Below are 24,283 nucleotides of genomic sequence, written 5' to 3' on the forward strand. Positions count from 1 at the left end.
CCACCAGGGCCGGGAGTTCGATCCGGCCTACCGGCTCACAGTGCGTGAAAAGACGAACTCCCGGAGCAGTTTCCCCGCCAGCGACGCGGCCTGGCCGTCGTCGCGGTCGTTGACCTCGACCACGTCGAAGCCCGTCGTCTGTGGTGCGACCTCGCGGACGACGTCGCGCATCTCGCGGGGCTCGAGGCCGAACGGCTCCATCGTGCCCGTCCCCGGCGCGTATGCGGGATCGGCACCGTCGATGTCGACGCTCAAGTAGGCCTCACGGCCCTCGAGTCGGTCGGCGACCGAGACCTCGGCGACGTCCTCCGGTGGGACGACGGTTACGTCGTCGGCCTCGGCGCGGTCCCACTCGGCTTCGCTGCCAGTCCGTGCGCCGAGGATGATCGCCTCCTCGACGGAATCGACGTCCTCGAGGATTCGTCGCGTGACGCAGGCGTGGCTCAGCGGGTTCCCGTCGTAGGCATCACGAAGGTCGAGGTGGGCATCGAGACAGACGAACACCTCGGGTTCGACGGCGCGGACGGCCGGGAGCGAGACGGTGTGTTCGCCCCCGAGCACCAGCGGTATGGCCTCGTCCCAGACGACATCCCGGACGGTTCCCTCGAGCCACTCGAGGTACGCCTCGACGTCGTCCCACGCGCGGACGTCGCCGTGGTCGACGACGCCGAGGTCGGAAAAGTACTGGTCGGTTCGACGGTCGTAATCGTCGAACGTCTCCGCAAACGTTCTGATTCGCCGGGGACCAAACCGAGTGCCCGGTTGAAAGGTCGTCGACACGTCCAGGGGCGCACCGACGACCACGAAGTTCGCGTTCGCGCGACCGGATTCGTCGGCCACGTCGCCCGCCTCGCGTCTGTCGCTCGCCCCGGGAAACATCAGACGATCTTTCGCTGCTCTTCCATCTCGAGGAACTCGATCTCGTCGTCGGGCGAGACGTCGACGTCGTCGGGGACGCGCATCGTCATCGTCTCGTACGTCTCGAGGTCCATTACCTGCATATCGTCGCCGTCGACGGAGACGACCTGGCCCTGTTTCCGGTTGATGATTGGGACCCAGATCTTCGCGTCGACGGGCTGAGAGAGCGAGCGTTTTTTGCCGTCGAAGACGCCTTTGGCCTCGATTCGGGCCTTGGCGCTCCCGTGTTTGCCGGGCTTGGCGGTCGAGTAGGCGTTGATCTTACACGCCGCGTCGTCGATAACTACGTAGCCACCTTCCTGAAGATCGCGAACTTCCTTCTGCTGTCTCGCCATACGGCGGGGTAAACAACCGAACTTCATAAACCGTTTGGATCGTCCGAACGACCAGTCAAACGAGGATAACAACGTCTTTTTCGTCCGGGTTCGACCCGTGGATATGCTCGGGATGCAGACGGAGGTACTGGTTGGCGGACTCTTGTTTGTAGCCCTCGTGGCTGGCGTCGCAATCGTCGCCTCCCACCGCCGACGCTCACAGCCCCGGCCCGAACTCGTTCGCACGTGCAACGATCGGCTCGCTGGGACCCACTCAGAACGTCGAACCCACCTCGAGCGACCGCCCACGATCCGCAAACTGGCCGTCGCCGACCGAGCTGACGACGACCCTGTCTACGCGCCGGTCGTCCGCGTCGACCTCGGAACAGCCGACACGCCCGGGATCGAACTCGTCTTCGAGTACGTCGCGAGCGTTCTCGCAGCGATCCACCCAGAACTCGCAGACGAGCGCGTCGACCGCTACGACCTCGAGTTCACGTTCGGGCCGGGTGGACTGGTCGTCTCGAGTGAGTGTCGACGGGTATCGATCCCCGCGTCGCTCGCGGATCGGTTCGTCGACGACGAGCGATTTCGGGCGTTCGACCTCCAGCGAGCCGTCGAGCGTGCCGACGACGATCCGGCGTCGCCGGCTGAGCTGTGGGTGCCGTGTTCGGACGTACGCTGAGTATCGGCCAGCAGACCACAGCCGACGCTGCACTCGCCCGGGCGGCGGTCCGTCTCAGCCCTCGAGCACCTGCCCGACTCGCTCGAGGCCCGCTTCCAACTCCGCCGTCGGCAGGCCGAAGCCGATCCGGAACCGATCCGGGTGCCCGAAGAATTCGCCGGGTGCGAGGACGACGCCCTCCTCCTCGACGACCGTTCGGCAGAACACGGTCCCGTCCTCGAAGCCGTCAGGGACCGTCAGGAAGCCGTTAACACCGACCGGCTCGTACCACTCGAGGTCGTGTCGGTCGACGAACGCCCGAACGCGGTCGCGGTTGGTCGCTACGAGTTCCCGGTTCTCGGCGAGGATCTCGGCTTCCTCTTCCAGGGCTTGTCTCGCGACGTGCTGGCCGAACGCCGGCGGCGAGATAGTGGTATAATCTTTCAGGTTCCAGGCCGCCTCGACGACCTCGCGGTCGCCGACGAGCCAGCCAAACCGGAGGCCGGCGAGCCCGTAGGCTTTCGAGAGCCCGGTTGTCGAGAGACCGTGGGGGCCGAGGCTCGCGACCGGCGGGAGGGGATCGTCGGCCAGCAGCCGGTAGACCTCATCACACAGCAAGTAGGCTCCGGCATCGGCGGCGAGATCGTACAGGGCTTCGATCGTCTCGAGCGAGTGAGAGCGCCCAGTCGGGTTGTTCGGGTTGTTCACTACGACGAGTCGCGTCTCCGGCTGGATCGCCTCGGCCACCGCATCGACGGTGAGCTCCCAGGCTGGCGGCTCGAGGGGGACTCGGCTCACCGCACAGATGCTGTCGGGGACCGCGTGTAGCGACTGGTAGGTCGGCGTTACTACGACCGCGTGGTCGCCCGCCTCGAGCAGCGCGTGGACGGCGAGAAAGTTGGCTTCCTGCGTGCCACAGGTACAGAGTACCTCGTCCGGCCCGCGGTCGTACCGGGCAGCGATTCGCCGGCGGAGGTCGGGGTCACCGTTGGTTGGGATGACGTACCCAAGCTCGCCAGGATCGGTGTCGAAACGGTCGGCTGTAAGGCTCCGAATCCCGCTCTCGGCGAGCATGATGTCTGCGTCGTGTTCGTACGCGGCGAACCAGCGCTCGAGGCCGAACTCGTCGATCTGCATACGCTCCGGTTCGTGGGTTGGCTATTAAACGCGATGTGCGTTCGCAGACCCAGCCAATCTGTCCTCCCGGGCGAGCTGATCGAGCGACGGTCCAGTGCTCTCACGGGGCGGAATCCGACATTCGAGACCGACTGTGAGGCCGTATCAGCCGCTTGAGGCCCAGCGGAATCCGAGATGATCGTCCGCCGGCTCGAGCGGACTCGACGGAACGCCCGCCTCGAGCGTGGGATCATTGTACGCCCGCGGGGCGACGTCGTTTGGCCCGTCGGGATACCACAGCGCGGCGAGCGTCTGGAGCTGGCCGCGGCCGACGCCGAGTTCGAACTGGCCGCCGCCGTAGAGGCACACGTCGCGTTCTGTGCAGTAGTCGATCGTCTCGAGAAGCGACTCGATCGAGCCGAACCGCGAGGGTTTGACGTTGAGCCAGTCTGGCTCCCAGGGCAACGCCTCGACGTCCTCGAGACCGTGAATCGGCGCGTCCCAGGAGACGCGTCGGCGGACGTCGGGATCGTCGAACAGCGGCTCCGTCTCCTCGGTCAGTGCCGGGTCCTCGACGACGGCACTGGGGAACGCCTCGAGGACGCGGCCGTACAGCTCGGGGTCGGCCGGAACGTCGACGTCGGTTCCCTCGTACTGGCCTTTGAGGTCGAGAATTCGGACGGCGTCCCTGCCGACGGCAGTTTGGATTTGCGAGACGACGGCGTCGTCCCACGCTGGAGTCGGATCGAGCTTGAACTCGAGGTCGGGTTGTTGTTCCCGGAGGCGCTCGAGCCGATCGACCGTTGGCGGATCGCCGAGGCGGGTGCTCGCGACGAATCGAACTGGCTCGAGCGCACGGCCGAGACGACTCGCGAGGTCCGTTTCTGCCTGCCGGAGCGCGAGGTCCAGCGCCGCGCTCTCGACCCCCCAGCGGCGGTAGTTCCGAAAGACCGCGCGGTCGGGCGGGCCCGCCGGGAAGAGATCGACCTCCTCGAGCCGACTCGAAAGTCCGCCGACGGTGTACTCACCGGCGAGATCGGGCATCCCGTGTTCGGCGAGGGCGTCGTGTTCTGCCGTCTCGTAGGTGACGTCTTCTCCCGTACCGACGACGTCGTTTGGCCCCCGGAGGGTTATTTCGGTGGTGACGCGAGTAAACTCACTCGAGGTCTCGCGCTCGAGGCGAGCCGTCGACGTCGACGAGATCGTCACCGGAAGATCGGCGAGTCGGTCGTACATGGCACTGTCGACCACGCCCATGGTGAAAACGGTACCCCGACGATTACCGCCTCGTCGTGGTGGTCGTCGCCAGGAGACGACCACTCACTCGTCGCCACGACGCTGGCGAAGGTTCTGTCTGGTGAACTGCGGCGTCGCCTGTAGCCCGCGGCGTCGGCGCCGGAACGAGAGGAACAACAGCACGATGAGCAACGCCGAGAGCGAGCCGGAGACGATGACCGCAAGGTCGAGTCCGCGGAACGCGTAGATGATCGCCGTCGAGATCAGCCCGACCGAGAGCAACAGCCCGTAGATGAGCCGTTTCGCCAGCCGGTCGAACACCCGGTGGGCGTCCTCGAGTTCGATCGTCACGGTGACGGCCTCGCGGTCGAGTTTATCGAGGCTCCGCTCGAGCTTCGGAGGGACTCGAATGAGCGACTCGGTGGTGTCACGGAGCTGGTCGCCGGAGGCGGAGACGAACTGGCGAATCGATTCCTCGCGATAGCCCTGTTCGGTGAGGTACTCCGTCGCCGTGGTGATGAAGTCGAAGTCCTGATCTAACGTGACACAGACGCCCTCGACGACGGTGGCGACGCGAAGGACGAGCGCCAGGTTCTTCGGAAGTCGTAACGGGAACTCGTAGATCGAATCTTCGACCTGACCGATGATCTGTTGGACCCGGTACTGTTCGATGTCCTCGCCACGGGCGTCGGCGATCGCTAGCTCGAGGACCTCAGCCATCACCGCCCGGTCGGCTTCGGGGCTCAGTGTGCCGATTTCGATCAGCGAGTCGAGGATCGCGTCGATGTCCTGGTTGGCGACGGCGATGTAGAAGTCGACGATCTTGTCCTGGACGAAGTCGTCGACCCGGCCGGACATCCCGAAGTCATAGAAGACGATCTGTCCGTCGTCGGTCACCGCGAGGTTGCCAGGGTGGGGGTCGGCGTGGAAGACGCCGTCGTCGATGATCATCTGTAGGTACGACCGCTGGAGCGCCTCGGCGAGTTCACTCCGGTCGATCCCCTTTCGATCCAGTTCTGCCACGTCGTTGATCTTCGTTCCGCCGACGTACTCCATCGTGAGGACGCGTGAGCCCGAGTGAGAGTCGATCACAGCCGGGATACGAAACCGTTCGTCGCCCTCGAAGTTCGACCGAATCTCTTTGAGCATCTTCGCTTCGCGGCTGTAGTCCATCTCCTCGCGGATCGTCTTCGCGAACTCGTCGGCCAAGTTCTCGAGCGAGAACGATCGAGCGTCGTCGACGAAGTACAACAGCAACGGCATCGACCAGCGGATGACCCGGAGGTCGGCTTCGATGAGGGGTTCGACGTTCGGCCGGCGGATCTTTACCGCGACTGATTCGCCGTCGATCCGTCCCCGATAGACCTGTCCGAGACTCGCACCGCTGATCGCCTCGGTGTCGAACTCGTCGAACCGTTCGTCGACGGGGCCGAGTTCGTCTTCGAGCACCGTCTTCGCGTCGGACCACTCCGCCGGTGGCACCTCGTCCTGGAGCGCCGACAGTACCTCGATGTACTCCGGCGGCAACACGTCCGGCCGCGTCGAGAGCAACTGGCCGAGTTTGATGAACGTCGGGCCGAGTGTCAACAGCGACTCGAGCAACACCTCGGCACGGCGTCGGTGGGTCTCCGGCCCGACGCGTCGCCGACGGCCGAACAGGAGAAAGCGACGCCGATCACGGGCGTACGCGAGCAACAGGGGGAGAAACTGCCATGCGACGAGAACGAACCGCCTGTACGCGCGGAAGGAAGCCAGTCTCGGTCACCTCGGTTCGGCGTCGACGTCGTCGTTCGAGCGCTCACGATCCGGTGCCGTGACGTCGATCGTCGTCTCCGTCGTTCGCCGGGGAATGTTGATCTCGAGGACGCCACGGTCGACCTCAGCTGATGGTGCATCGGCGCTCGCGTCGTCGGGAAGCGGGAGTGAGAGATCGACGAACACCGGCCGGTTCTCTTCGACGTATCGGTAGTCACCCGGTCGATCCTTCTCTCGCTCGGCATTGACGACGAGTCGACCCTCCTCGACGGCGACGTCGAGCGATTCGAGGGTAACGCCAGGGACATCGAGGACGAGCAAGTATGCGTCCTCGCTTTCGAGCAGATCGAAGAAGACGTCGTCGGAGAGATCCCGCAGTGCGTCGCGGAGCGCTGACATGGCTATCGGTTCGAACGCCGATACAAAAAAGGCCGCGGTAGCAGCCAGTTCGGCTGCAACGGTCTGATCGGTCCCGCACGCTTTTACTCCCCGGCGACTCGAGTCAGAGTATGAAAGGTGCCGACCGCGAACGCACGGAGGCCGGCTTCAAGGTACGGACGCCGGTCGACGAGGCGCGCCGGGTCCTCCGAGACGCACTCGAGCAGCGACGGAACGGGGACGTGACGGACGGGGCGTTCACTCCGCTTACGGGGACCGACCGCGTCGCCGTCGAACGTGCCGACGGACGCGTCCTCGCGACGGCCATCACGTCCGCACGGAACGTCCCACACTACCGACGGGCAGCGATGGACGGCTACGCCGTCTGTGCTGCGGACACGTTCGGAGCGAGCGAGCGTTCGCCAGCTGTCCTCCGGCTCACGGAGGGAACCGGGCGCGAGGCCACCGTCGTACCCGAGACGGCCGCACGCGTCCACACCGGCAGCGCGCTCCCCGACGGCGCGGACGCGGTCGTGATGATCGAGCACGTCTCCGAACTCGAGTCGGTCGGTGAACTCGAGGTCGAAGACGCCGTTGCCGAGGGCGAAAACGTCGCCCCAGTCGGCGAGGACGTCGAAGACGGCCAACCCCTCTACGACGCGGGCCACCGACTGCGCCCGTCCGATCTCGGCTTGCTGCGCTCGGTCGGCTACGATCGCGTCGATGTCGCGAAGCGGCCGACGGTGGGCGTGATCCCCACGGGTGAAGAACTCGTCACGGCAGACCCCGGCCCCGGCCAGGTGATCGAGACCAACGGCCTCACCGTCTCGCGACTCGCCGACCGCTGGGGCGCAAACGCGACGTATCGAGACGTCGTCACCGACGACCCCGAATCGCTGCGCGTCGCGATCCAGCGCGACCTCACGAAAGACGTCGTCGTCACCACCGGCGGCTCATCCGTCGGCAAGCGCGACCTCCTCCCCGAAGTGATCGACGACCTCGGCGAGGTGGTCGTCCACGGTGTCGGGCTCAAACCCGGCCACCCGGTCTGTCTCGGCATCGTCGAGGACACCCCCGTTATCGCGCTGCCAGGCTACCCCGTCGCCTGCATCGTCAACGCCGTCCAGTTCCTCCGACCCACGCTCCGTTGGCTCGAGGGCACCACTCCCGATCCCCACCCGACTACGCAGGCCGTCCTCGACCGCAAGATTCCCAGCGAACCCGGCACCCGAACGTTCGCTCGGGTGCAACTCGAGCAACGCAACCCCGTCGATGTCGAGGACGGCGAGCACGAATACCGGGCGATTCCGACGCGTGCGAGCGGGTCGGGTGTCCTCTCGAGCGTCGCGCTCGCCGACGGCTGGGTGGTCGTCGACGACGGTCGTGAGGGGATTCCCGCTGGCGAGACGGTCTCGGTCGAAAACTGGGAACCTGGTTACTGACACTTTCGGACGGTCTTATTGAAATCCTCGATCGCGGACAGGTTTTAGCAACCGTGCTGACTCGATGGAAATTCTGCTATAGCCCATGAGAGCGTGAAACAAGTATGGGACGCAAGAGACCGAGCTGTATTCCGTGCCCGAGAGCACGTGGTGCTGACTGGTCCGAGTGCGTAGGAAGCCGAGTCCTGGGCATCACAGCCCGACTGCCGCTCCCGGCGGCAGTCGGGAAAGCCCGCATAGGTGAATCTCTGTTTCACGCACCGGCGTTCCAAGGTGAGTCCAATGTTCATTGGAATCGACGTACACAAGCGGTACTCACAGATCGCAGTACTGGACAAAAACGGTGAGATTGTCGAAGAGACTCGCGTTGAAAACGCGAACCTCGACGACTTTGCCCAGCGGTACGCTGGGTCCAAAGCCGCGCTTGAAGCCACCAGCAACTACTACCACATCCACGATACGCTTTTAGCGTATCTGGATGTGACTGTCGCTAACCCCGGCGAATTGAAGCTGATCTCTGACTCGGACAAGAAAACTGACCGCGTTGATGCGAAACAACTCGCTCGAATGCTTCGGTTAGGCTCAGTTCCAGAAAGCTACGTTCCAACCGATGAGGTTCGGCAAGCCCGCGCACTCGTGCGCGGGCGCCAGAAGCTCGTCGAGAACCGGACCGAGTACGCGAACAAGATCCATGGCCTGTTGAGTGACCACGGCATCACTCGGGAGGTAAAGCCGTTGAGTGTGAAGGGACGAGAGTTCCTGGCGGAACTCTCGCTCCCGGCCCCGTGGGATGCGTTGTTGGAGTCGTATCTAGAGATCATTCAGGTGCTCACCGAGCAGATCGAATCGTTGGAAGCGGAGATCGAGGAACGGGCTGGGTCTCTGAAGGAGACCCAGCTCCTGATGACGATTCCTGGAGTGAGTTACTTTACGGCGTTGACGATTTACGCGGAGTTGGGCGAGGTCAACCGGTTTGACCGGGCCAAAGAGGTCGTAAGTTACGTCGGGCTGAACCCGATAATCCGCGAGTCTGGTGACTCGCGGTTTGAGGGGAGCATCTCGAAGCGAGGATCAGGACGAGTCCGGTGGTTGCTCGTTCAAGCGTCGTACAGTGCGGTTCATACGTGCGAAGACGAGTACCTCAGCCGGTTTTACAACCGGTTAGCTCGAAAGAAGAACTCGAAAACAGCGATTGTGGCAACCGCTCGGAAGTTGCTGGTTTCAATGTATCACATGCTTGACCGTGAGGAGGTGTACGATCCACCAGGGGTGAGTGCCTGAGCGCCGCCGGGGCGGCGCTCATTGGCTGGCTGGTGGCAGCATGAGTGATTACTCTCGCAAACAGGAAGTCCTCCGCCTGATGGTTGTGACAGTAGCCACCGGTTCGCCGGTTGTCGATTCTAGGCCAGAAAACTACAGCAAGTCCTTGTCGCCCGAAGAATTATCTTGGCAAACGTGGTTTGATCGATTAGCAGAATTTCCATAGGTGTATACAGCCTCTGAATGTTGCACTCGCTTTATAACAGTTGCTGGATAGATTAAATGAGACGTGCTGAACTCACAGCGCGAATGTAGCACGGACTGGGAGTCGATCTGCAAAGGGAGTGATCGGTCAGTATATCTCAAACAAGTACTGCACCAACGTCGGTCTCGCAGACAGTTATCCGGACCTCCACGAATACGGAGGACATGAACTACTAGTCAGGAGTCGCCAGCTTCAATTCAAGCGCACCACAGTGGTTGCAAGTCAGTTACTGCAAAAGGAACTTGCTCGCACCGAGGAGAGATACATTAAACGAACCACTGCTGGCTAACACACCTACGATTCCCTCTTGAGGAAATCCGACCGATGCCTCTATCAAAAGGATAGTTACGAACCATCCGAAAACAGCCAGTAGGAACGTGATGAGTGCTATCGCACCAAACTCACCACGCAAATCGGTGTCTGGAAACCATCCACTCCAGCGGTAATCAACGAGGACAACTGCCGTGAACAGGACACCGAGGAGTAGCACGAACGTGCCCCCTCTCGCTACGTCTATCCAATGTGGTACGCCATAGACGGAAACCTCTCCAAAAATAGCATCGCTGAGAACCCCAGCGTGGAAGTACGCATTGAATAGCGCGAACAGCCCCCCAATATAGTACAGCCACGGCCTATTCCACGTCTTTGCGGTAGTGACTCGGCTAATACTGGATTGGAGGGCAGGAACGTTCATGACTGTCTATTAGTGCGGAATTCATAAATATATCAGGTGAACCACAACGAATTAGAACCGACGACGACCGCCGGGGCCGCCAGGTCCTCCCGGACCGCCGGGTCCACCAGGACCGCCAGGACCGCCACCGAGCTGGAACTGGTTCGGTGCCCGGACGTTCTGAGTACGTTTGACGTATTCACCGTAGGCGAGGCCGACGAGCAGTCCCACGAGGTGTGCACCGTGGGCGATGCCACCGGCACCGCCGCCACCCGTGCCGATAAAGAAAACGCTGATGGCGGCCGTCCCGAGGGTCAACAGCCAGATGGGGATGGGGAGGATGAAGTAGAGATACACCTTGAGCCCCGGGTTCAGAACCGTCAGTACGCCCATGATCGCGAGCGCAGCGCCGCTGGCGCCGAGCACGCTCGAGGGGACGCCCTGCCACATCGAGATACCGATTTGACCGAACCCGGCGAGGACGCCGCTGACGATGAACAGGGCGGCGAACTTCTTCGAGCCGACGTAGCGCTCGACGAGCGGCCCGAAGAAGAAGATCACGATGCTGTTAAAGACGATGTGGAAGATGTTGACCGGACTGTGGGCGAAGATGGAGGTGACCCAGGTCCAGACGTACTCCGGATGGGCCGTCGAAAGGGTAAAGAGTGCGTTGTGGAGGCCCTGGCCGCCGATCAGCATCGCAATCCACTGCAGGGCGAACGTGACCCACATGAGCAAAAGGACGGTGTACGTCACGTTTCCACGGAAGTACGCCAGCGGGCCGCCGGGCCCCGTATCGATCGGGAGCTTATCGGTCAGACTCGAGGAGCGCTTCGCGCTGGCCCCACCGCTCTGGACGCTGTCGTCGAAGCCGCTGTCGAAGACCCCGCTCGGGTCGTTCCACTCGTAGAGGGCCGAGCAGTCGTGGTTCTCCGGCAGCCGATGCTCGGCACAGTAGGTTCCCCCGCAGTGCCGACAGTTATACGGCATGCTTTCGTCTTTCCCACACACGTCGCAGGTGGCCATTGCCGGGGGGTATGTGTGGCACAGCTAAGGGATTTGGGGTTCTCTCTGCCGTGAGGAAGGACTTCGTATTCGGGTCGGCAGTCGAGGGCTGTTCCGTATCCGGATCGTCAGTCAGGGACTGTACATTTTTGCCCCACCAACCCGGAGTTCGATGCGTGCAAGCATACGAGCGCAAACAGCTGCTCGAGCGCGTCGAGCGCGAGGGGGCGACCGTCGGCGCGGACATCCCGGACACCATCGAGGTTCAGGGCGAGGAGTTCGACCTCCGGACGTTCGTCTTCGAGATCAAGCGCCGCGAGACGGTCCCGCCGGGCGAGCGCGAGCGTGTCGAGCGGGCGAAGCGAAACCTGCGTCGTGAACGGCTACAGCGACTCGAGGCCATCGAGGACGGAGACATCTCCCGTGAGAAAGGCGAGGAACTGGCGAAAAGCATCATCGGTATCGACCGAGCGCTCAACGCCTTAGAGAGCCTCGGGCCGACCGATCTCGAGCGTGAGCAGAAAGCCCAGCAGGCCGCCGATGAGAAACGCTGGCTGTCGTTCCTGAAACAGGCTCTCGGCAAGGACGACGGCGGCGCCGGACGGAGGGGGCGCTGATGGCGACCAACGCGGAGATCGCCGGTCGGTTCGAGGAGTTCGCCGACTTACTCGAGGCTGACGACGTCGAGTACAAACCCCGGGCCTACCGTCGCGCCGCGGAGAACATCCAGGCACACCCGGTGCCGATCGCCGACCGCGTCGAAGCCGGTGACGAGGCGGTTCTCGAGGAGATCGACGGCGTGGGCGACGCCATCGCCTCGAAGATCGTCGAGTACGTCGAGACGGGCACGATCGAGGAACTCGGGGAGCTGCGCGCCGAGTTACCGATCGACATCGCGGACATTACCCGGATCGAAGGCGTCGGTCCGAAGACCGCGGGAAAACTCTATCGAGAACTCGGGATCGAGACGTTAGACGACCTCGAGGAAGCGGCCGAAGCCGGAGAGATTCAGGACGTCAGCGGATTCGGCCCCAAAACCGAAGGGAACATTCGCGACAACATCGCGTTCGCCCGCGAGGTCGGTGGGCGTCACCTGCTCGGAGAGGGGCGACCGCTGGCCGACGACGTGCTCGGCTTTCTCGAGGAACTCGAGGCCGTCGAGCGGGCCGAAGTCGCGGGCTCGATCCGACGCTGGCGCGAGACGATCGGCGACGTCGACGTCCTGGTCGGAACCGAGGCTGGTGAGGACGTCGTCGAATCGTTCGTCGGTTGGAACTCCGTCGACGCGGAAATCGAGTCCGGCCCGGAGAAAGCGAGCGTCCGCGTCGGCGAGATTCGGGTCGACCTCCGCGTCGTCGTTCCCGAGGAGTTCGGCTCCGCACTGCAGTACTTCACCGGGAGCAAGGACCACAACGTCCGCCTTCGCAACTACGCGATCGATCGCGGGATGAAACTGAACGAGTACGGCGCTTTCGACGTCTCGGGCGTCGGGGACGAGGCCTCGGGTCAACGGGTCGGCGAGCGCGTCGCTGGCGAGACGGAAGCGGGGATGTACGAGTCGCTTGGACTCCCGTGGATCCCCCCCGAACTCCGTGAGGACCGCGGCGAGATCGCCGCCGCCGAGAACGGCGAACTGCCCGACCTCATCACGCGCGAGGACGTCCGCGGCGACCTCCACACGCACACCGAGTGGTCCGACGGCACCACCTCGATCGAGGCGATGGTCGAGGCCGCCGAGGCTCGAGGATACGACTACTACGCCGTCGCCGATCACGCCGAGGGCCCCGGCATCGTCAGCGGGGTTGGCCTCTCGGATACCGAGATACTCGAGCAGGTCGAGCAGATCCGCGAGATCGACGCCGCGAGCGAGATCACCGTCTTCGCGGGAATCGAGGCCAACGTCGACGCCGAGGGCGAAATCGGCCTCGCTGACGAGGTCGTCGACGAGCTAGATGTGATCGTCGCCTCGCCCCACAGTGGACTGAGCCAGGACGCCGAAACGGCGACCGAGCGCCTGCTCCGGGCGATCGAGCACCCCGCCGTCGACGTGCTTGGCCATCCCAGCGGCCGACTACTCAACGAACGCTCTGGCCTCGACTTCGACGCCACCGCGCTGGGCCAGGCTGCCGCCGAACACGACACCGCCCTCGAGATCAACGCCAATCCCCGCCGACTCGACCTCTGGGGGAGCGCCGTCCAGGCTGCCCTCGAGAAAGGTGCCCCTATCGCAGTCAACACCGATGCACACCAGCCCGCGACGCTCGAGTACATGCGCTGGGGCGTCCACACCGCCAGACGCGGCTGGACCGAAGACGACGACGTGATCAACACCTGGGACCTCGGGACCCTCCAGGAGTTCCTCCACTGACCACCCCTACCCCACCAGATGCGACTCCTCCTCGACGTCATGTGCGGCGGACTCGTCTCCTACCTGCGGATGTGCAACTACGATACCGCCTCCGCCGGCGACCGCGGAATCGAAGCCGACGACGACCTGCTGGCGCTCGCTCGAGCCGAGGGCCGAACGCTGCTCACGCGAGACGTCCAGCTTGCGAGCCGTTCGGACGACGCCATCCTGCTCGAGTCACGCGAGGTCGAGGATCAGCTCCGCGAACTCGCCGCGACGGGCCTCGACCTCTCGTTGGCGGACGAGCCTGCGTTCTGTGGGCGGTGTAACGGGCCGCTGACGACTGTCTCCGAGACGGCGTCGACGCCCGAGTATGCACCCGATGGTGCGGCGACGACGGTCTGGCGCTGTCAGGATTGCGGCCAGCATTTCTGGCGTGGCAGCCACTGGGATCGGGTGGCTGCGACGCTCGCGAGAGTCACCGACGCAGCGCACACCGACGATCAGTCGGGTACGTTTCAGTAGCCGAGTCAGCGCTCGAGCGTGAACGAGACGTGTCCCGAGCAGCGTCACGACTCGACCGATTCGAAACGCCGAGTGATGGACGACTCGAGACACCTGCTGAATCGGGGGAGAAACAGTCAGCTACCGGTTACGACCGTGCTCTCGTACTGGATCGGCGAAAAGAGCCGAACGGTGTTCGGCTCTCTGTCAGACAATACCAACCCCGTAGACTCTGGAGGAGGGGTGGGTCGGTGTGGAAGCGTACCTCCAGAGCGGTTCGTGAGTTCGAGGTGTACCCGCAAATAGCGTCGTAATGTCGGTCCGAATTTCCGGTTCTTCGAGCGACTACATCGACCGAATCAGTAGACAGCAGCGTCGTCGAACCGACCGTCGTAGGCGATGTGGTGTGGATGTGTGGGTTCGGTACCCGAAAGGAACAGGCGGTCGACTTTCTCCCAGGTGTTTTCATAACAGAGGTGGGCGAGTTCGCTCGCCGTCGTCCGCAGGCGGCACAGGCCGTTATCGTAGACGACCCGGCGTGCGACGTTGTCCTCGAGCGCCCGCTGCAGGTCGGCGTCGGTCTCGATCTCGCGGTCGAACGCCGTGTATGCCACCCCGACCGAACTCGGGAGATGGGCGTACGACGACGTAAACGGCGGCAGCTCGAGCCCATCGGCGAGTTCGCTCGCCCGTCCGTTGTGCCACGGCAGGTGTTTCGGGTTGAAAATCTCGACCGCGTCGATCGTCTCTCGGTACTGGCGGAGATCAGACTCCTCGAGACTCACGGTAGCGAACTCGGGGTGTGGTGCGAGCACCGTCGCACCCTGGCGGTCGAACTCCGCCATCGCCGCCTCGAGCGAGATGAAATCCGGGACCGGCTCGTCGAGTCCGATCGCAAGCACGTGCTTGCGAGTTCGCCAGGTGCCGGTGAACACCTCGCGGGCGGGGACGACCAGTAACTCGTCGCTCGAGTACGCAGCCGCCCGCCGACGGATCTCGGGCAGCCGGGTGAAATGTGGCGCATAGACGAGGACGTCCAGGCCCGCACGGATCGCCCGCTCGACGACGTCGTCGTCTAACACCTTCACGTGACAGTCGACTCGAGACACTACTCCGTCGATCACGTGACTGTCTTTCGAGAGCGGTGAGTTAGGGATTCTGATTCGAGAATCGACCACCGAAGTGCTGGATCGGCCGCCCGAACGCTGATTCGAAATGCGAGAAGACGACGAAAAAGCCATTAGGTGGGGCCATCGATGTCACATCGAATGGCCTGGGAATGCGGAATCGACGGCTGTGGCGCGATCTTCGAGGACGTCGAGGCTGCCGTCGTCCATCAGGCGACCGAGCACGAACGTCCCGAGTGTAACGTCTGTGGAACCGTCGTTCCCGACGGGTACCTCGCGATCCGCCACGCGTTCACTGAACACAGCCGCGCCGAGTACGTCCGCGCGTACGGTGCTAGCTCCGAAGACGTCCGCGAACGAGAAGAACTCCTCGAGGAGATCGAATCAGAAGCCAATATCGAACGAATTGCCAGCGAACTGACGCGGTAACGACGATTCCGGTGTGACGACGTCTCGAGCGCGACGGCACCAGTAGCGCTGGCTGTCTGACTTGGGACCGTCGCGCTCACACGGGTTACGGCGTCAGGTTCCGACCGAGTGGTACGTCGGGTTGCCTTGCGTCGCTCGGTCACGCTTTTCGAAACATGTCGGTTACGGCCTCATCAGTGCTCGACCCAGTCTCGGATCGAGTAAACCGACTCGCTATCGCTCGTCGAAATCGTTCGCGGGCACGCCCTGCCCGCTCGCACAATACGACGAACTACCGTTCGTCGCTATCGAGGACGCGGATCTGGTCACCCCGTACCGTAACGGGAATCGGGACCGTCGCCTCGTACAGTTCGACCGTGACCTGGTCTTTGCCTTCGTCGATGCGCTGGACCTGAGCCTTCTCGCCTTTGAACGGGCCAGCGATGAGTTCGACGATGTCGCCTTCGGCGATCCCCTCGACGTCGGGTTTCGGCGAAAGGAAGTGCTCGACCTCCGAGATGTCGGATTCGCCGGGAACGATACTTCGAGCGTGCGGGATGTCCTCGAGCACGCGCTCTAAGACCGCGTTGTTGTCGGCCTCGACCATCACGTAGGAGGTGAGCGAGTCGGGGGCGAGCGCGGCGTGCACGTCGGGCTCCTCGCGGTTGATGATCATGTCGGCGACGGTCTGTTCCTGGCTCGCCGTGGTCTTGACCGCGAAGATGCCCATCAGAAGCCACCACCGGCGTCGCCGGTCAACAACAGCATGATGCCGCCGATGATGAAGCCGATGAAGCCGACGAGCAGGATCCCTGCACCCGCAATTTTCGACACCTGAACGAATTCCTCGGTCGTGGGTGTCGTCGCCATTTTCAACACCCGAACGTACGAGGTGAGGTCGTACGGAACGTCCATATCTGTCTGTTTACACTGCGCGGCCTTTTATCTGTCTTTCGTGTCTGGCGGCATATCGCTCGAGCGAACGACCACCCCGAAGGCGAGTGACCGACCCGGACTGCACTCGAGACGTTGCAGTCGACGGCCCGGCGGCCAACCCGTTCCACCACCAACGACGAGTGCTATGGCCGAAGACGACGCCGACCGGGCAAACGAGCACGAGGCGGAACGAGACGCAGAGATCGAAGACGAACTCGAGCGAATCGACCGCGATCCCGACGAGGGTTCCGCCGGCGACGATGATCTCGGCACCCAGAACGCACCGCGGACCGACGAGGAGGAGATGGACGACCGAGAGGGCGCCGACGAAGGATAACTCGGCCGACAGACCGTCTCAGGGAGCCTCGACGTCCGGACGCTCTTCGAGCGTCACGCCGACGGTTTCGCGCTCGCCGTCGCGAACCACCTCGACGTCGATCTCGTCGCCCGGTGACGTCTCGAGGGCGAGATACGAGGAGAGTTGCTCCTGATTCGGGATCTCCTCATCGTCGATCGCAACGACGACGTCGCCGTCGACGGGAATGGGCACACCGTCGACGATCGATACGTCGGCTGCCGGCTCGAGGACGTCAGCGGCGGGTGCGTCCGATGCGACATCGACGATGAGGACGCCGCGTGGCTCCTCGAGGTCGTTGGCATCGGCAATCAGCGGACCGACGGGTTCGACGCCGACGCCCATGTACGCGTGCTGGTACTCGCCGTCCTCGACGAGGGCAGGGACGACGCGATCCGCCAGTCGGGCAGAGATGGCGAAGCCGACGGTCCGGCCGGCACCGGCGAAGACGATCCCCAGAGCGTCACCGTCGAGATCGACGAGCGGGCCGCCACTGTTTCCGGGATCGACCGGGGCGTCGGTCTGGATGGCCGCGGGGATCGAGAAGCCGGTCGGACTGGGAAGCGATCGGTCGACGCCGCTTATGATACCCCGCGAGACGGAGGCGTCGAGCCCGAGCGGATTGCCGAGTGCGAGCACCTCCTGGCCGATCTCCGGTTCGTCGTCGGCCAGCGAGAAGCCGTCGACGGCGTCGGGGAAGTCCTCGACCTCGAGGACGGCCAGATCACTGTGGACGTCCGTGCCGAGAACCGATCCCGTCCGCCACTGTTCGTCCCGGAACTGGAGTTCGATCTCGTCGGCATCGCCGACGACGTGTTCGTTCGTCACGACGTAGCCGTCGACGACGAATCCGGAGCCGAGTCCAGCAGGTTCCGCGTCGTCGACACCTGCGACGGAGACCAGGACCACGTCGTCGATGGTCTCCTCGTAGACGTCCACGTAGCGGTCGTCTTCGGCCGAAGCAACCGGGAGAGCGATACCGAGCACTGCGCCCGCACTGGTGAGTCGGAGCAGCCGCCTTCGGGTAAGCGTAGACCGATGTGTCGTCACGGAAGGGACCACCTCGAGGAGCAACGTAAACGTTCCACCGGCACGGATCGACGGTCGCCGACTGGAGACTGGGCGGAGGCGATCGACCTCGAAAACGTCCTCGAGTGTGCCAGCCCGCTCGGGCTTTACTCGGAGAAGGTCGATCCCGAGAACGGCACGCTTCTTGGAAACTTCCCGCAGGCGTTCTCTCACCTCGGGCTGAGCAACAGCGTCACCTATCTCGCGCGGGCGCTGGATGCTGGTGGGAAAGTCACATCGGAAGCGTTCGATCCGAACCCCGTCGAGACGCTGTTCAGGCGCGGCGATCCACCAGAACCGTAACCGTCGTCTGGTCCAGCATCAGGCCTCGTCGAACAGCTCCTCACCGTCGATCATGTGTTCGGAGACGGCGTCCATGTCGAGGGTGACGCCAAGTCCCGGCTCTTCGGGGATCTCGATGTAGCCGTCCTCGATGACGTCCTCTTCGACCAGATCCGCCCACCAGCCGAGTTCGTAGGAGTGGTACTCCACCGCCAGCGCGTTCGGGATCGCCGCACCGACGTGTGCGCTGGCCATCGTCGCGACCGGGGAGGAGACGTTGTGCATCGCCACGGGGACGTAGTAGAGGTCCGCGAGGTCGGCGATCCGCCGAGTCTCACGCATCCCACCGACTTTGGGCATATCCGGCGCGATAATGTCGACGGACTGTTCTTCGAGCAGGCGACGCTGGCCGTGGGTGCGGTAGACGTTCTCGCCGACGGTGATCGGCGTCGTCGTCGACTGCGTTACCTCACGCTGGACGTCGTGGTTCTCCGGCGGCACCGGGTCCTCGAGCCACCAGACGTCGTACTCCTCGAGTCGCTTCGCGAGGCGTTTCGCCGAGCCGCCCGAAAAGGACCAGTGGCAGTCGAACGCGACGTCGGCACGCGAGCCGACTCGCTCGGTGACAGCCTCGACGATCGAGGCCTTGTGTTCGATTTCGGGGTTCCGGAGGTGGCGGTTCGCGCGGTCTTTCTCGTGACCCGAAGGGACGTCTAAGTCGAACTTCAGCGCGTCGTAGCCGAGTTCCTCGACGACGCGTTCGGCCTCGTCAGCACAGGCGATCGGGTCGGCCTCTTCTTCGGTGTGACAGTCGCAGTAGACGCGCATCGTATCGCGATACTTGCCGCCCAGCAACTGGTAGGCCGGCATCTCGAGGATCTTACCCGCGAGGTCGTGCAGGGCGATCTCGATGCCGGAGATGGCGGTCACGGTGACGCCGCCGATCGAGCCTTCGCCGGACATTTTCTGGACGAGGTGTTCGGTCAGCCGGTCGATGTCGAGGGGGTTTTCGCCCCGCAAGAAGGGAGCCATTCGCTCGATGAGTTCGGGCGCACCGGCACCCCAGTAGGCTTCGCCCGTCCCGACGATACCCGCGTCGGTGTAGACACGCACGAGCGTCCAGGGGAAGTTGCCGTCGACCATCGTCGTCTGGACGTCGGTGATCTCGACGTCGCGGCTGCCCCCACGCTCGCGGGTGACGTTCATCGTCTCCGCCGAGAGGTCCCGCATGGTGTACTCGGCGTTCGGATCGTGGAGTTGTGTGTAATCGATACCCATAGGTAAAATTAATTACACCAAAGGTAGTAATTGTTTTCATCCATCGGAAGCGCTAGACGACGCTCGGACGCCCCGAGTGTGTGGTGTCAAGCAGCGACGGTGGGACATCCGTTAGATGCCGTCGAACTCGACGGCCGTCTTGATAACTCCATCGGCGGTGTCGAACGCCGCCTCAGCGTCTTCGAGGCCGTAGACACCCGTGACGAGGGCGTCGGTGAACCACGCCGGAAGCTGTGACAAGGTGTCGATGGCCGACTCGAAGTGGCCTCGATGGGAGTTGACGGTGCCGACCAGTGCCTTGTTGTGTAAGACGAGCTCCCGGTGGAGTCGTCCCCCATCGACCTCGAACGTCCAGGGTTCGGGAACACCGAGCAGCACACCGACGCCGTTGGGTGCGAGGGCGTCGACCGTCTCGACGGCGTGTTTCGCATAGCCCGTCGCCTCGTAGACGAAGTCGACCGGTTCGTACGTGTCGGGAATCTCGGGAACCGGCGTTTCTCGGGAATCGACGTACGTTGCGCCCAGCTCTTCGATCAGATCGATTGTCGGGTCCGGGCGATCCCTGCGGCCCAGACAGTACGTCCGTTCGACGTCGAATACCGTCTCGAGCATCGCCAACGTGAGCAGGCCGAGCGAACCGTTGCCCAGGACGAGCGCCGACTCGAGTTCCCACTCGAACGCCGACCGGGAGGCGACGGCGTGTTCGATGGCTTTCTCGGTGATACTGATCGGCTCGACGAGAAACCCAAGCGGTGCGAGTTCTTCGGGGATTGGAACGAGAGACTCGGCAGGGCTGGTGATGTATTCGGCCATGAAGCCGTGTGCACCGACGATGCCGCGCTCGACGTATTCGCCGTCCGGAGCCATGTCGGGTTCGCCGCGGTCGAAATACGCATTGGTCCCGTTGGGCGGTCGCCGGACCGTCGGGACCACGTACTGACCATCCTCGAGATCGGTGCCGTTCGGGTCTTCGACGACGCCGACCGCTTCATGGCCGAGAACGAGTCGATCCGAACCGACGGGGACGTCGCCGTGGTGGCCCGCAATGACTTCGTGATCGGTTCCGTCGACACCGACTCGTAGCGTCCGAACGAGAGCCTCGCCCGGCCCCGGTTCCGGTCGAGGGATGTCGATCACCGTGGGCGTTCCCGCCCCCGGTTCGACGGCGATCGCTTTCATACTGACGGGAACGCAGCCCATGGCTAAAAGATTTACCCATGTTGTAGTAAATTATTGAGTGACGCTCGACTGACAACCAGTACTTATCTCCTGGGTGGCACGTTTCCAAGGACGGCGAGAACTCATGCTCCACCCAGAACTGACTCAGGCGACCGAATCGCGACGGTGTCGACAGCGTTACTCGGCTCGAGCGTCGGTGACGGCCTCGACGAACGCCGCGGCAGTTTCGCGGACGCGGTCCATGTCACCGTCGTCGATCGCGTCGTAATCGACGAGCGCGCTACCTGCACCGACGGCGACGGCCCCGGCCTCGAGGTACTCACCCACGTTGTCGGCGTCCACGCCGCCGGTGGGGATGACGTCGATGTCGCCGAGCGGTCCCCGGATCGCGCTGATGTGATTCGGTCCGACGGTTCCCGCTGGAAACAGTTTCAGGACGTCTGCCCCGGCTTCCATCGCGGTTACCGCCTCCGTCGGTGTCAGAACACCTGGCGCTGCAAGCACCCGCTGTCGGTTGCACGTTTCGATCACCTCACACGACGTATGCGGCGAGACGACGAACTGTGCGCCCGCGTCGATCGCGGCCCGCGCGGTCGTCGCGTCGAGAACCGTCCCCGCGCCAACGACCGCCTCAGTCCCCTCGAGTTCACGGTCGATGGCCGCGATCTTTTCGATCGCCCGTGTTCCGTCGGCTGTGACCTCCAGGGCGTCGACGCCGGCGTCGTGGATCGCCCGTGCAACTGGAACGACGTCGTCTTCGTCTACGCCGCGAAGCACCGCGATTACCCCGCTTTCGACGATTCGATCGCGAACCAGACTCGTTGACATACTGGCTCGGCGTTCGAGCCCTGCGTTCAAGAGCGTTGTCTACTTAGGAAAGCAAAACTCACTTCCGAGTAATTTTATTTGAAAATAGTCAGCGAAAGTGAACGAAATGGTGAACGGCTTCACTCGAGCGAGCGCTGGAGTTCGTCCGGGACGTCCGCGACTGGCGTCTCGAGGATTCGGCTGGCATCCAAAGTGATCCGTTTTTCGATCGTGCGACGTTCGATCGCCGCGGGGCCAACCGCGAGTTCGATCCCAGTGACGCCGTCGTCTCGGGTCGAGCAACCGAGCACCGTGACGGGGCCGATTTCGCGCGTGTTCCGTACGTGCGTGCCGCCACAGGCGGTGACGTCCCACGGCTCTTGTGAGCCGTTTCCACCCGAGACGGTGACGGTCGCACCGTTGCCAAACCCCGGGCGTGAGCCGCTTCCGGTGTCGTTTTCACCCCTGATTGTCACGAGCCTGACCCGTCCATTCGCAAGCGCATCTTCGTCGATCGCCTCGCTGAACGCGACCTCTTCGCGGTTGCGAGCTTCAGCTGCCGGCACGTCGTCCCACGAGACCCGCCTCGATTCCCAGACGACGCGGCTGACGCGCTCGTCGAGTTCGAGCAGGATTTCGTCATCGATCGTCGTCGACGTCTCGAGGTCGATTCGGACCCGCCGTTCGTCGATGTCGATTCCCGCGTAGTCGAGATTCTCGAGGAGCCGTCGAGCGGCTCCATAGAGGACGTGACTCGCGGTGTGTGCCCGCATGCAGTACATCCGGAACGACCAGTCGATCGAACACAGCACGCGATGGCCCACCTTGAACGACGGCTCTTCGGCGAGAGAGTGAACTGGTTCGCCGGCTTCGAACCGGACGTCGGTGACGTCGACGCCGCCAATCGCGCCGTGGTCAGCCGGCTGTCCACCGCGCTCGCCGTAGAAGTAACTGGACTCGAGCCAGACGCGCCGTCCGTCGATCGCCGTCACTTCGGTCTCGAATCGCGTGACGTACGGCTCTGTTGCTGCCCGTTGCCCGATCATCGATTGAGGTCTCTCGGCAGCCACTAAAAGTCTGCTCGCCGCTGCCGGATTTCGCTGTCGTGCGTCGTCGCCCACTTACTCCGCGAGCGTTACGTCGAGGCGGTCCTCGAGGGCCTCGATCAGTCCGCCACCGATCCCCGCCTGCGTGGCTCTGCCCTGTTCGACGGCGAGAACCTCCTGCTCGCGGATGCCGAGTTCCTCGGCGAGTTCCTCGCGCTGGAGGCCCGCCTCCTGGCGTGCCTCGACGACGACGTCGCCGTACTCCGAGACGAGATACGGAAGCGGATCGTCGTCGTAGTTCGTCCCCTCGGCTTCCCAGTGTTCGGAGTCACCGTCCCAGACCGGGTTCGCCTTCGCGACGTTCTGTGCTGCTTTCTTCTTTCGGCGCTGTTCGTCGTCCAGGCCGGGTTCGTCGTCCTGGGAGCTTCGTTTCCCCCGGTCGGGGCCGGACTTCCGGCTGTCGTCGTGTGGCGCACAGTCCGGACAGACCTCGAGCTCGGCACCCGCGACGGACGCGAGCTCGAGCCGGTTGCTTTCGGCACCACAGAGTTCGCAGTTCGTCCCGCCACCTCCGGCGGACGACCCCGTCGAATACTTAGCCATGGTAGCCTTTGGCAACTGACGCATTTCAACTCTCCGTTCTACCCAGTCCCGTGTGACCTGGGTGCAGACACCGACGGAAAAGAAAGGGCTTTTGTAACCCCGATGGGTACGGTTGAGTGCGGAAAGACAGAAAGAGACTGCGAGCGTGGGTAGCCAAGCCAGGCCAACGGCGCAGCGTTGAGGGCGCTGTCCCGTAGGGGTCCGCCGGTTCAAATCCGGTCCCACGCATCGCATGGGCGGAAAACCCGCCACTTACGATGCAGGTGATCTCCCTTCGTGGACATCACCCACGCATAACTTCTACGAAAACCACATTCCAAGAGCGACCGCTCGGCATTGGTCGACGCCCTAACGGGCGAGACGACGTCGTCGTCGAGCACCTCGATGCCCGTGAGTGTCCGCCGCAGATATCACCGATGGAGGGAAATCTGGAGACAGTAACGGCTTTCCCGCGCCGGTCGAACCTCGAGATATGGAGTACGTTCCTCGAGAACGCGTCGGTCCGCTAACGGCAATCTTGAGCGTCGTATCGCTCGTGATCGTTTTCGCGGCCGCAGGTGGGCAGATCCCCCAGTCTGCGGTGCCGGGCGCGCCTGCGTGGATGCTCGATCTGATTCCGCACCTGAACGTTGCGATCAGCGTGGCAGCCATCGCGACGATCACACTGGGGTGGCGTGCGATTCGCCGCGGTGAGGTCGAGCGCCACCGTATCGCGATGATCGCCTCGTTTGGGCTGTTCGCGGCGTTCCTCGTGTTCTATCTCTACCGGCTGATCGCGATGGGTGGACCCCAGCCATTTCCTGGTCCGGACGCGATCTACCAGTTCGTCTATCTGCCGCTGCTCGCCGTCCACATCTTCCTCGCGGTCGTCTGCGTCCCGCTGGTGTACTACGTGATCTTGCTGGCGTTTGCCCACCCCATCGAGGAGCTGCGTCGGACGAGCCACGCTCGCTTTGGCCGGCTCGCTGCGAGCCTCTGGCTGATCTCGTTTACGCTGGGAATCGCCGTCTACGTGCTGTTGTACGTCGTCTACTGAGGACCGCACGGTCGCACGTTGTGTCCGCCAACAGGGATCAAAACCCCATGAATACGAACACGACGAGAAAGAATACGAGCCCGAATAGCGCGGTCACTCCCATCCAGACGGCGACGACGATAGCTGCCTCCCGACCGGTCATGTCGTCGCCCTCGAGGAAGTCGCCGACATCGGAGAGCGTTTTGCGGAGGTCCATGGTCGTGTGAACGGGCCGACACAAAATGAATGTATGCGATCGAGCCGTCGGAACCGACCGGGCCTTGGTGGAAACGATAGCAACC

At 63.5% G+C, this 24,283-nt stretch carries 27 protein-coding genes, 1 tRNA gene and 1 pseudogene; 11 read left to right on the forward strand and 18 right to left on the reverse strand.

The genetic code is table 11. The annotated features are described in order from the left end of the window. Window positions 1–27 precede the first annotated feature (27 nt). Together speB and AArc1_RS04170 are read right to left on the reverse strand one after the other, a co-directional pair. A complete protein-coding gene (gene speB / locus AArc1_RS04165) occupies window positions 28–879 on the reverse strand; it encodes an agmatinase (protein ID WP_117363184.1) in 852 nt (283 codons plus the stop codon). Continuing rightward, the gene (locus tag AArc1_RS04170) at window positions 879–1,253 is read right to left on the reverse strand and encodes a translation initiation factor IF-5A (protein WP_117363185.1); all 375 of its coding nucleotides are present in this window, start codon (window positions 1,251–1,253) and stop codon (window positions 879–881) included. Before AArc1_RS04170 ends, speB begins: the two co-directional genes overlap by 1 nt. A gap of 103 nt (window positions 1,254–1,356) precedes the next feature. Between AArc1_RS04170 and AArc1_RS04175 the strand changes: the two genes are divergently transcribed. Then, the gene (locus AArc1_RS04175) at window positions 1,357–1,917 is read left to right on the forward strand and encodes a hypothetical protein (RefSeq protein ID WP_228442387.1); all 561 of its coding nucleotides are present in this window, start codon (window positions 1,357–1,359) and stop codon (window positions 1,915–1,917) included. Window positions 1,918–1,971: 54 nt separating this feature from the next. On the opposite strand, the gene AArc1_RS04180 is transcribed toward AArc1_RS04175, so the two are convergent. From AArc1_RS04180 to AArc1_RS04195, 4 genes are all read right to left on the reverse strand, one after another. After that, window positions 1,972–3,033, reverse strand: a complete 1,062-nt coding sequence (locus tag AArc1_RS04180) for an aminotransferase class I/II-fold pyridoxal phosphate-dependent enzyme (RefSeq protein ID WP_117363186.1) — start codon at window positions 3,031–3,033, stop codon at window positions 1,972–1,974. Between the two features lie 144 nt (window positions 3,034–3,177). Continuing rightward, window positions 3,178–4,248, reverse strand: coding sequence for an enolase-like domain-containing protein (locus AArc1_RS04185; protein ID WP_117365774.1), 1,071 nt, complete (start codon window positions 4,246–4,248; stop codon window positions 3,178–3,180). A gap of 84 nt (window positions 4,249–4,332) precedes the next feature. Then, on the reverse strand, window positions 4,333–5,943 hold the full coding sequence (locus AArc1_RS04190; protein WP_117363187.1) for an ABC1 kinase family protein: 1,611 nt from the start codon (window positions 5,941–5,943) through the stop codon (window positions 4,333–4,335). Window positions 5,944–6,009: 66 nt separating this feature from the next. Then, on the reverse strand, window positions 6,010–6,402 hold the full coding sequence (locus tag AArc1_RS04195; RefSeq protein WP_117363188.1) for an Hsp20/alpha crystallin family protein: 393 nt from the start codon (window positions 6,400–6,402) through the stop codon (window positions 6,010–6,012). 110 nt (window positions 6,403–6,512) lie between these two features. Here AArc1_RS04195 and AArc1_RS04200 point away from each other — a divergent pair, with 110 nt between their 5' ends. Further along, complete coding sequence (locus AArc1_RS04200; RefSeq protein WP_117363189.1) at window positions 6,513–7,823, forward strand: molybdopterin molybdotransferase MoeA; 1,311 nt, start codon at window positions 6,513–6,515, stop codon at window positions 7,821–7,823. 282 nt (window positions 7,824–8,105) lie between these two features. Further along, window positions 8,106–9,104 carry an IS110 family RNA-guided transposase gene (locus AArc1_RS04205; protein ID WP_117363190.1) on the forward strand — a complete coding sequence of 333 codons (999 nt, stop codon included), beginning with the start codon at window positions 8,106–8,108 and terminating at the stop codon, window positions 9,102–9,104. A 470-nt stretch (window positions 9,105–9,574) separates the two neighbouring features. Here AArc1_RS04205 and AArc1_RS04210 read toward each other — a convergent pair whose 3' ends face one another. Together AArc1_RS04210 and AArc1_RS04215 are read right to left on the reverse strand one after the other, a co-directional pair. Further along, window positions 9,575–10,042, reverse strand: coding sequence for a hypothetical protein (locus AArc1_RS04210; protein ID WP_117363191.1), 468 nt, complete (start codon window positions 10,040–10,042; stop codon window positions 9,575–9,577). 51 nt (window positions 10,043–10,093) lie between these two features. Beyond that, the gene (locus AArc1_RS04215; protein WP_117363192.1) at window positions 10,094–11,047 is read right to left on the reverse strand and encodes a rhomboid family intramembrane serine protease; all 954 of its coding nucleotides are present in this window, start codon (window positions 11,045–11,047) and stop codon (window positions 10,094–10,096) included. A gap of 155 nt (window positions 11,048–11,202) precedes the next feature. Between AArc1_RS04215 and AArc1_RS04220 the strand changes: the two genes are divergently transcribed. From AArc1_RS04220 to AArc1_RS04230, 3 genes are read left to right on the forward strand one after another with little or no spacing between them, the layout of a single operon-like run. Next, a complete protein-coding gene (locus AArc1_RS04220) occupies window positions 11,203–11,643 on the forward strand; it encodes a DUF5788 family protein (protein ID WP_117363193.1) in 441 nt (146 codons plus the stop codon). Beyond that, window positions 11,643–13,394 carry a DNA polymerase/3'-5' exonuclease PolX gene (gene polX / locus AArc1_RS04225; RefSeq protein WP_117363194.1) on the forward strand — a complete coding sequence of 584 codons (1,752 nt, stop codon included), beginning with the start codon at window positions 11,643–11,645 and terminating at the stop codon, window positions 13,392–13,394. The genes AArc1_RS04220 and polX overlap by 1 nt, the downstream gene beginning before the upstream one ends. Window positions 13,395–13,412: 18 nt before the next feature. Next, the gene (locus tag AArc1_RS04230; protein WP_117363195.1) at window positions 13,413–13,898 is read left to right on the forward strand and encodes a Mut7-C RNAse domain-containing protein; all 486 of its coding nucleotides are present in this window, start codon (window positions 13,413–13,415) and stop codon (window positions 13,896–13,898) included. 338 nt (window positions 13,899–14,236) lie between these two features. Here the strand turns inward: AArc1_RS04230 and AArc1_RS04235 are convergent, their stop codons facing one another. Then, window positions 14,237–15,001 (reverse strand): PHP domain-containing protein, encoded by a 765-nt coding sequence (locus AArc1_RS04235; protein ID WP_228442388.1) that lies wholly within the window; start codon window positions 14,999–15,001, stop codon window positions 14,237–14,239. Between the two features lie 144 nt (window positions 15,002–15,145). Here AArc1_RS04235 and AArc1_RS04240 point away from each other — a divergent pair, with 144 nt between their 5' ends. Further along, on the forward strand, window positions 15,146–15,433 hold the full coding sequence (locus AArc1_RS04240; protein WP_117363197.1) for a DUF7565 family protein: 288 nt from the start codon (window positions 15,146–15,148) through the stop codon (window positions 15,431–15,433). 271 nt (window positions 15,434–15,704) lie between these two features. On the opposite strand, the gene AArc1_RS04245 is transcribed toward AArc1_RS04240, so the two are convergent. After that, complete coding sequence (locus tag AArc1_RS04245; RefSeq protein ID WP_117363198.1) at window positions 15,705–16,142, reverse strand: transcription elongation factor Spt5; 438 nt, start codon at window positions 16,140–16,142, stop codon at window positions 15,705–15,707. After that, a complete protein-coding gene (locus AArc1_RS04250) occupies window positions 16,142–16,327 on the reverse strand; it encodes a protein translocase SEC61 complex subunit gamma (protein ID WP_117363199.1) in 186 nt (61 codons plus the stop codon). The genes AArc1_RS04245 and AArc1_RS04250 overlap by 1 nt, the downstream gene beginning before the upstream one ends. A 166-nt stretch (window positions 16,328–16,493) precedes the next feature. Between AArc1_RS04250 and AArc1_RS04255 the strand changes: the two genes are divergently transcribed. Continuing rightward, window positions 16,494–16,685 carry a hypothetical protein gene (locus AArc1_RS04255; protein WP_117363200.1) on the forward strand — a complete coding sequence of 64 codons (192 nt, stop codon included), beginning with the start codon at window positions 16,494–16,496 and terminating at the stop codon, window positions 16,683–16,685. 18 nt (window positions 16,686–16,703) lie between these two features. Here the strand turns inward: AArc1_RS04255 and AArc1_RS04260 are convergent, their stop codons facing one another. Further along, on the reverse strand, window positions 16,704–17,753 hold the full coding sequence (locus AArc1_RS04260; protein ID WP_228442389.1) for a S1C family serine protease: 1,050 nt from the start codon (window positions 17,751–17,753) through the stop codon (window positions 16,704–16,706). A gap of 90 nt (window positions 17,754–17,843) precedes the next feature. Between AArc1_RS04260 and AArc1_RS04265 the strand changes: the two are divergent. Beyond that, window positions 17,844–18,074, forward strand: a pseudogene (locus AArc1_RS04265) (glycoside hydrolase family 15 protein); the annotation flags it as partial. A gap of 18 nt (window positions 18,075–18,092) precedes the next feature. Here AArc1_RS04265 and AArc1_RS04270 read toward each other — a convergent pair. The 5 genes from AArc1_RS04270 to AArc1_RS04290 all read right to left on the reverse strand — a co-directional run bounded on the left by AArc1_RS04270 (window position 18,093) and on the right by AArc1_RS04290 (window position 22,966). After that, window positions 18,093–19,331 (reverse strand): mandelate racemase/muconate lactonizing enzyme family protein, encoded by a 1,239-nt coding sequence (locus tag AArc1_RS04270; RefSeq protein ID WP_117363201.1) that lies wholly within the window; start codon window positions 19,329–19,331, stop codon window positions 18,093–18,095. Window positions 19,332–19,442: 111 nt separating this feature from the next. Further along, on the reverse strand, window positions 19,443–20,510 hold the full coding sequence (locus AArc1_RS04275; RefSeq protein WP_117363202.1) for a glucose 1-dehydrogenase: 1,068 nt from the start codon (window positions 20,508–20,510) through the stop codon (window positions 19,443–19,445). Between the two features lie 177 nt (window positions 20,511–20,687). Then, window positions 20,688–21,338, reverse strand: coding sequence for a bifunctional 4-hydroxy-2-oxoglutarate aldolase/2-dehydro-3-deoxy-phosphogluconate aldolase (locus AArc1_RS04280; RefSeq protein WP_117363203.1), 651 nt, complete (start codon window positions 21,336–21,338; stop codon window positions 20,688–20,690). 119 nt (window positions 21,339–21,457) lie between these two features. After that, window positions 21,458–22,363 (reverse strand): alanyl-tRNA editing protein, encoded by a 906-nt coding sequence (locus AArc1_RS04285; RefSeq protein WP_117363204.1) that lies wholly within the window; start codon window positions 22,361–22,363, stop codon window positions 21,458–21,460. 75 nt (window positions 22,364–22,438) lie between these two features. Next, a complete protein-coding gene (locus AArc1_RS04290; RefSeq protein WP_117363205.1) occupies window positions 22,439–22,966 on the reverse strand; it encodes a helix-turn-helix domain-containing protein in 528 nt (175 codons plus the stop codon). A 143-nt stretch (window positions 22,967–23,109) separates the two neighbouring features. Here AArc1_RS04290 and AArc1_RS04295 point away from each other — a divergent pair. Then, window positions 23,110–23,194, forward strand: a tRNA-Leu gene (locus tag AArc1_RS04295). Between the two features lie 244 nt (window positions 23,195–23,438). Continuing rightward, window positions 23,439–24,002 (forward strand): DUF420 domain-containing protein, encoded by a 564-nt coding sequence (locus AArc1_RS04300; RefSeq protein ID WP_117363206.1) that lies wholly within the window; start codon window positions 23,439–23,441, stop codon window positions 24,000–24,002. Window positions 24,003–24,039: 37 nt separating this feature from the next. Here the strand turns inward: AArc1_RS04300 and AArc1_RS18915 are convergent, their stop codons facing one another. Then, window positions 24,040–24,198 (reverse strand): hypothetical protein, encoded by a 159-nt coding sequence (locus AArc1_RS18915; RefSeq protein WP_186336645.1) that lies wholly within the window; start codon window positions 24,196–24,198, stop codon window positions 24,040–24,042. Window positions 24,199–24,283 lie beyond the last annotated feature (85 nt).

The organism is Natrarchaeobaculum sulfurireducens (assembly GCF_003430825.1).
GTDB classification, from domain to species: Archaea; Halobacteriota; Halobacteria; order Halobacteriales; family Natrialbaceae; genus Natrarchaeobaculum; species Natrarchaeobaculum sulfurireducens.

Excerpts from the sequence above, each read along its gene's own strand:
- speB (WP_117363184.1), bottom strand. The coding sequence starts at position 879 with ATGTTTCCCGGGGCGAGCGACAGACGCGAGGCGGGCGACGTGGCCGAC.
- AArc1_RS04170 (WP_117363185.1), bottom strand. The coding sequence starts at position 1,253 with ATGGCGAGACAGCAGAAGGAAGTTCGCGATCTTCAGGAAGGTGGCTAC.
- AArc1_RS04175 (WP_228442387.1), top strand. The coding sequence starts at position 1,357 with ATGCTCGGGATGCAGACGGAGGTACTGGTTGGCGGACTCTTGTTTGTA.
- AArc1_RS04180 (WP_117363186.1), bottom strand. The coding sequence starts at position 3,033 with ATGCAGATCGACGAGTTCGGCCTCGAGCGCTGGTTCGCCGCGTACGAA.
- AArc1_RS04185 (WP_117365774.1), bottom strand. The coding sequence starts at position 4,248 with ATGTACGACCGACTCGCCGATCTTCCGGTGACGATCTCGTCGACGTCG.
- AArc1_RS04195 (WP_117363188.1), bottom strand. The coding sequence starts at position 6,402 with ATGTCAGCGCTCCGCGACGCACTGCGGGATCTCTCCGACGACGTCTTC.
- AArc1_RS04200 (WP_117363189.1), top strand. The coding sequence starts at position 6,513 with ATGAAAGGTGCCGACCGCGAACGCACGGAGGCCGGCTTCAAGGTACGG.
- AArc1_RS04205 (WP_117363190.1), top strand. The coding sequence starts at position 8,106 with ATGTTCATTGGAATCGACGTACACAAGCGGTACTCACAGATCGCAGTA.
- AArc1_RS04210 (WP_117363191.1), bottom strand. The coding sequence starts at position 10,042 with ATGAACGTTCCTGCCCTCCAATCCAGTATTAGCCGAGTCACTACCGCA.
- AArc1_RS04215 (WP_117363192.1), bottom strand. The coding sequence starts at position 11,047 with ATGGCCACCTGCGACGTGTGTGGGAAAGACGAAAGCATGCCGTATAAC.
- polX (WP_117363194.1), top strand. The coding sequence starts at position 11,643 with ATGGCGACCAACGCGGAGATCGCCGGTCGGTTCGAGGAGTTCGCCGAC.
- AArc1_RS04230 (WP_117363195.1), top strand. The coding sequence starts at position 13,413 with ATGCGACTCCTCCTCGACGTCATGTGCGGCGGACTCGTCTCCTACCTG.
- AArc1_RS04240 (WP_117363197.1), top strand. The coding sequence starts at position 15,146 with ATGGCCTGGGAATGCGGAATCGACGGCTGTGGCGCGATCTTCGAGGAC.
- AArc1_RS04245 (WP_117363198.1), bottom strand. The coding sequence starts at position 16,142 with ATGGGCATCTTCGCGGTCAAGACCACGGCGAGCCAGGAACAGACCGTC.
- AArc1_RS04250 (WP_117363199.1), bottom strand. The coding sequence starts at position 16,327 with ATGGACGTTCCGTACGACCTCACCTCGTACGTTCGGGTGTTGAAAATG.
- AArc1_RS04255 (WP_117363200.1), top strand. The coding sequence starts at position 16,494 with ATGGCCGAAGACGACGCCGACCGGGCAAACGAGCACGAGGCGGAACGA.
- AArc1_RS04270 (WP_117363201.1), bottom strand. The coding sequence starts at position 19,331 with ATGGGTATCGATTACACACAACTCCACGATCCGAACGCCGAGTACACC.
- AArc1_RS04275 (WP_117363202.1), bottom strand. The coding sequence starts at position 20,510 with ATGAAAGCGATCGCCGTCGAACCGGGGGCGGGAACGCCCACGGTGATC.
- AArc1_RS04280 (WP_117363203.1), bottom strand. The coding sequence starts at position 21,338 with ATGTCAACGAGTCTGGTTCGCGATCGAATCGTCGAAAGCGGGGTAATC.
- AArc1_RS04285 (WP_117363204.1), bottom strand. The coding sequence starts at position 22,363 with ATGATCGGGCAACGGGCAGCAACAGAGCCGTACGTCACGCGATTCGAG.
- AArc1_RS04290 (WP_117363205.1), bottom strand. The coding sequence starts at position 22,966 with ATGGCTAAGTATTCGACGGGGTCGTCCGCCGGAGGTGGCGGGACGAAC.
- AArc1_RS04300 (WP_117363206.1), top strand. The coding sequence starts at position 23,439 with ATGGAGTACGTTCCTCGAGAACGCGTCGGTCCGCTAACGGCAATCTTG.
- AArc1_RS18915 (WP_186336645.1), bottom strand. The coding sequence starts at position 24,198 with ATGGACCTCCGCAAAACGCTCTCCGATGTCGGCGACTTCCTCGAGGGC.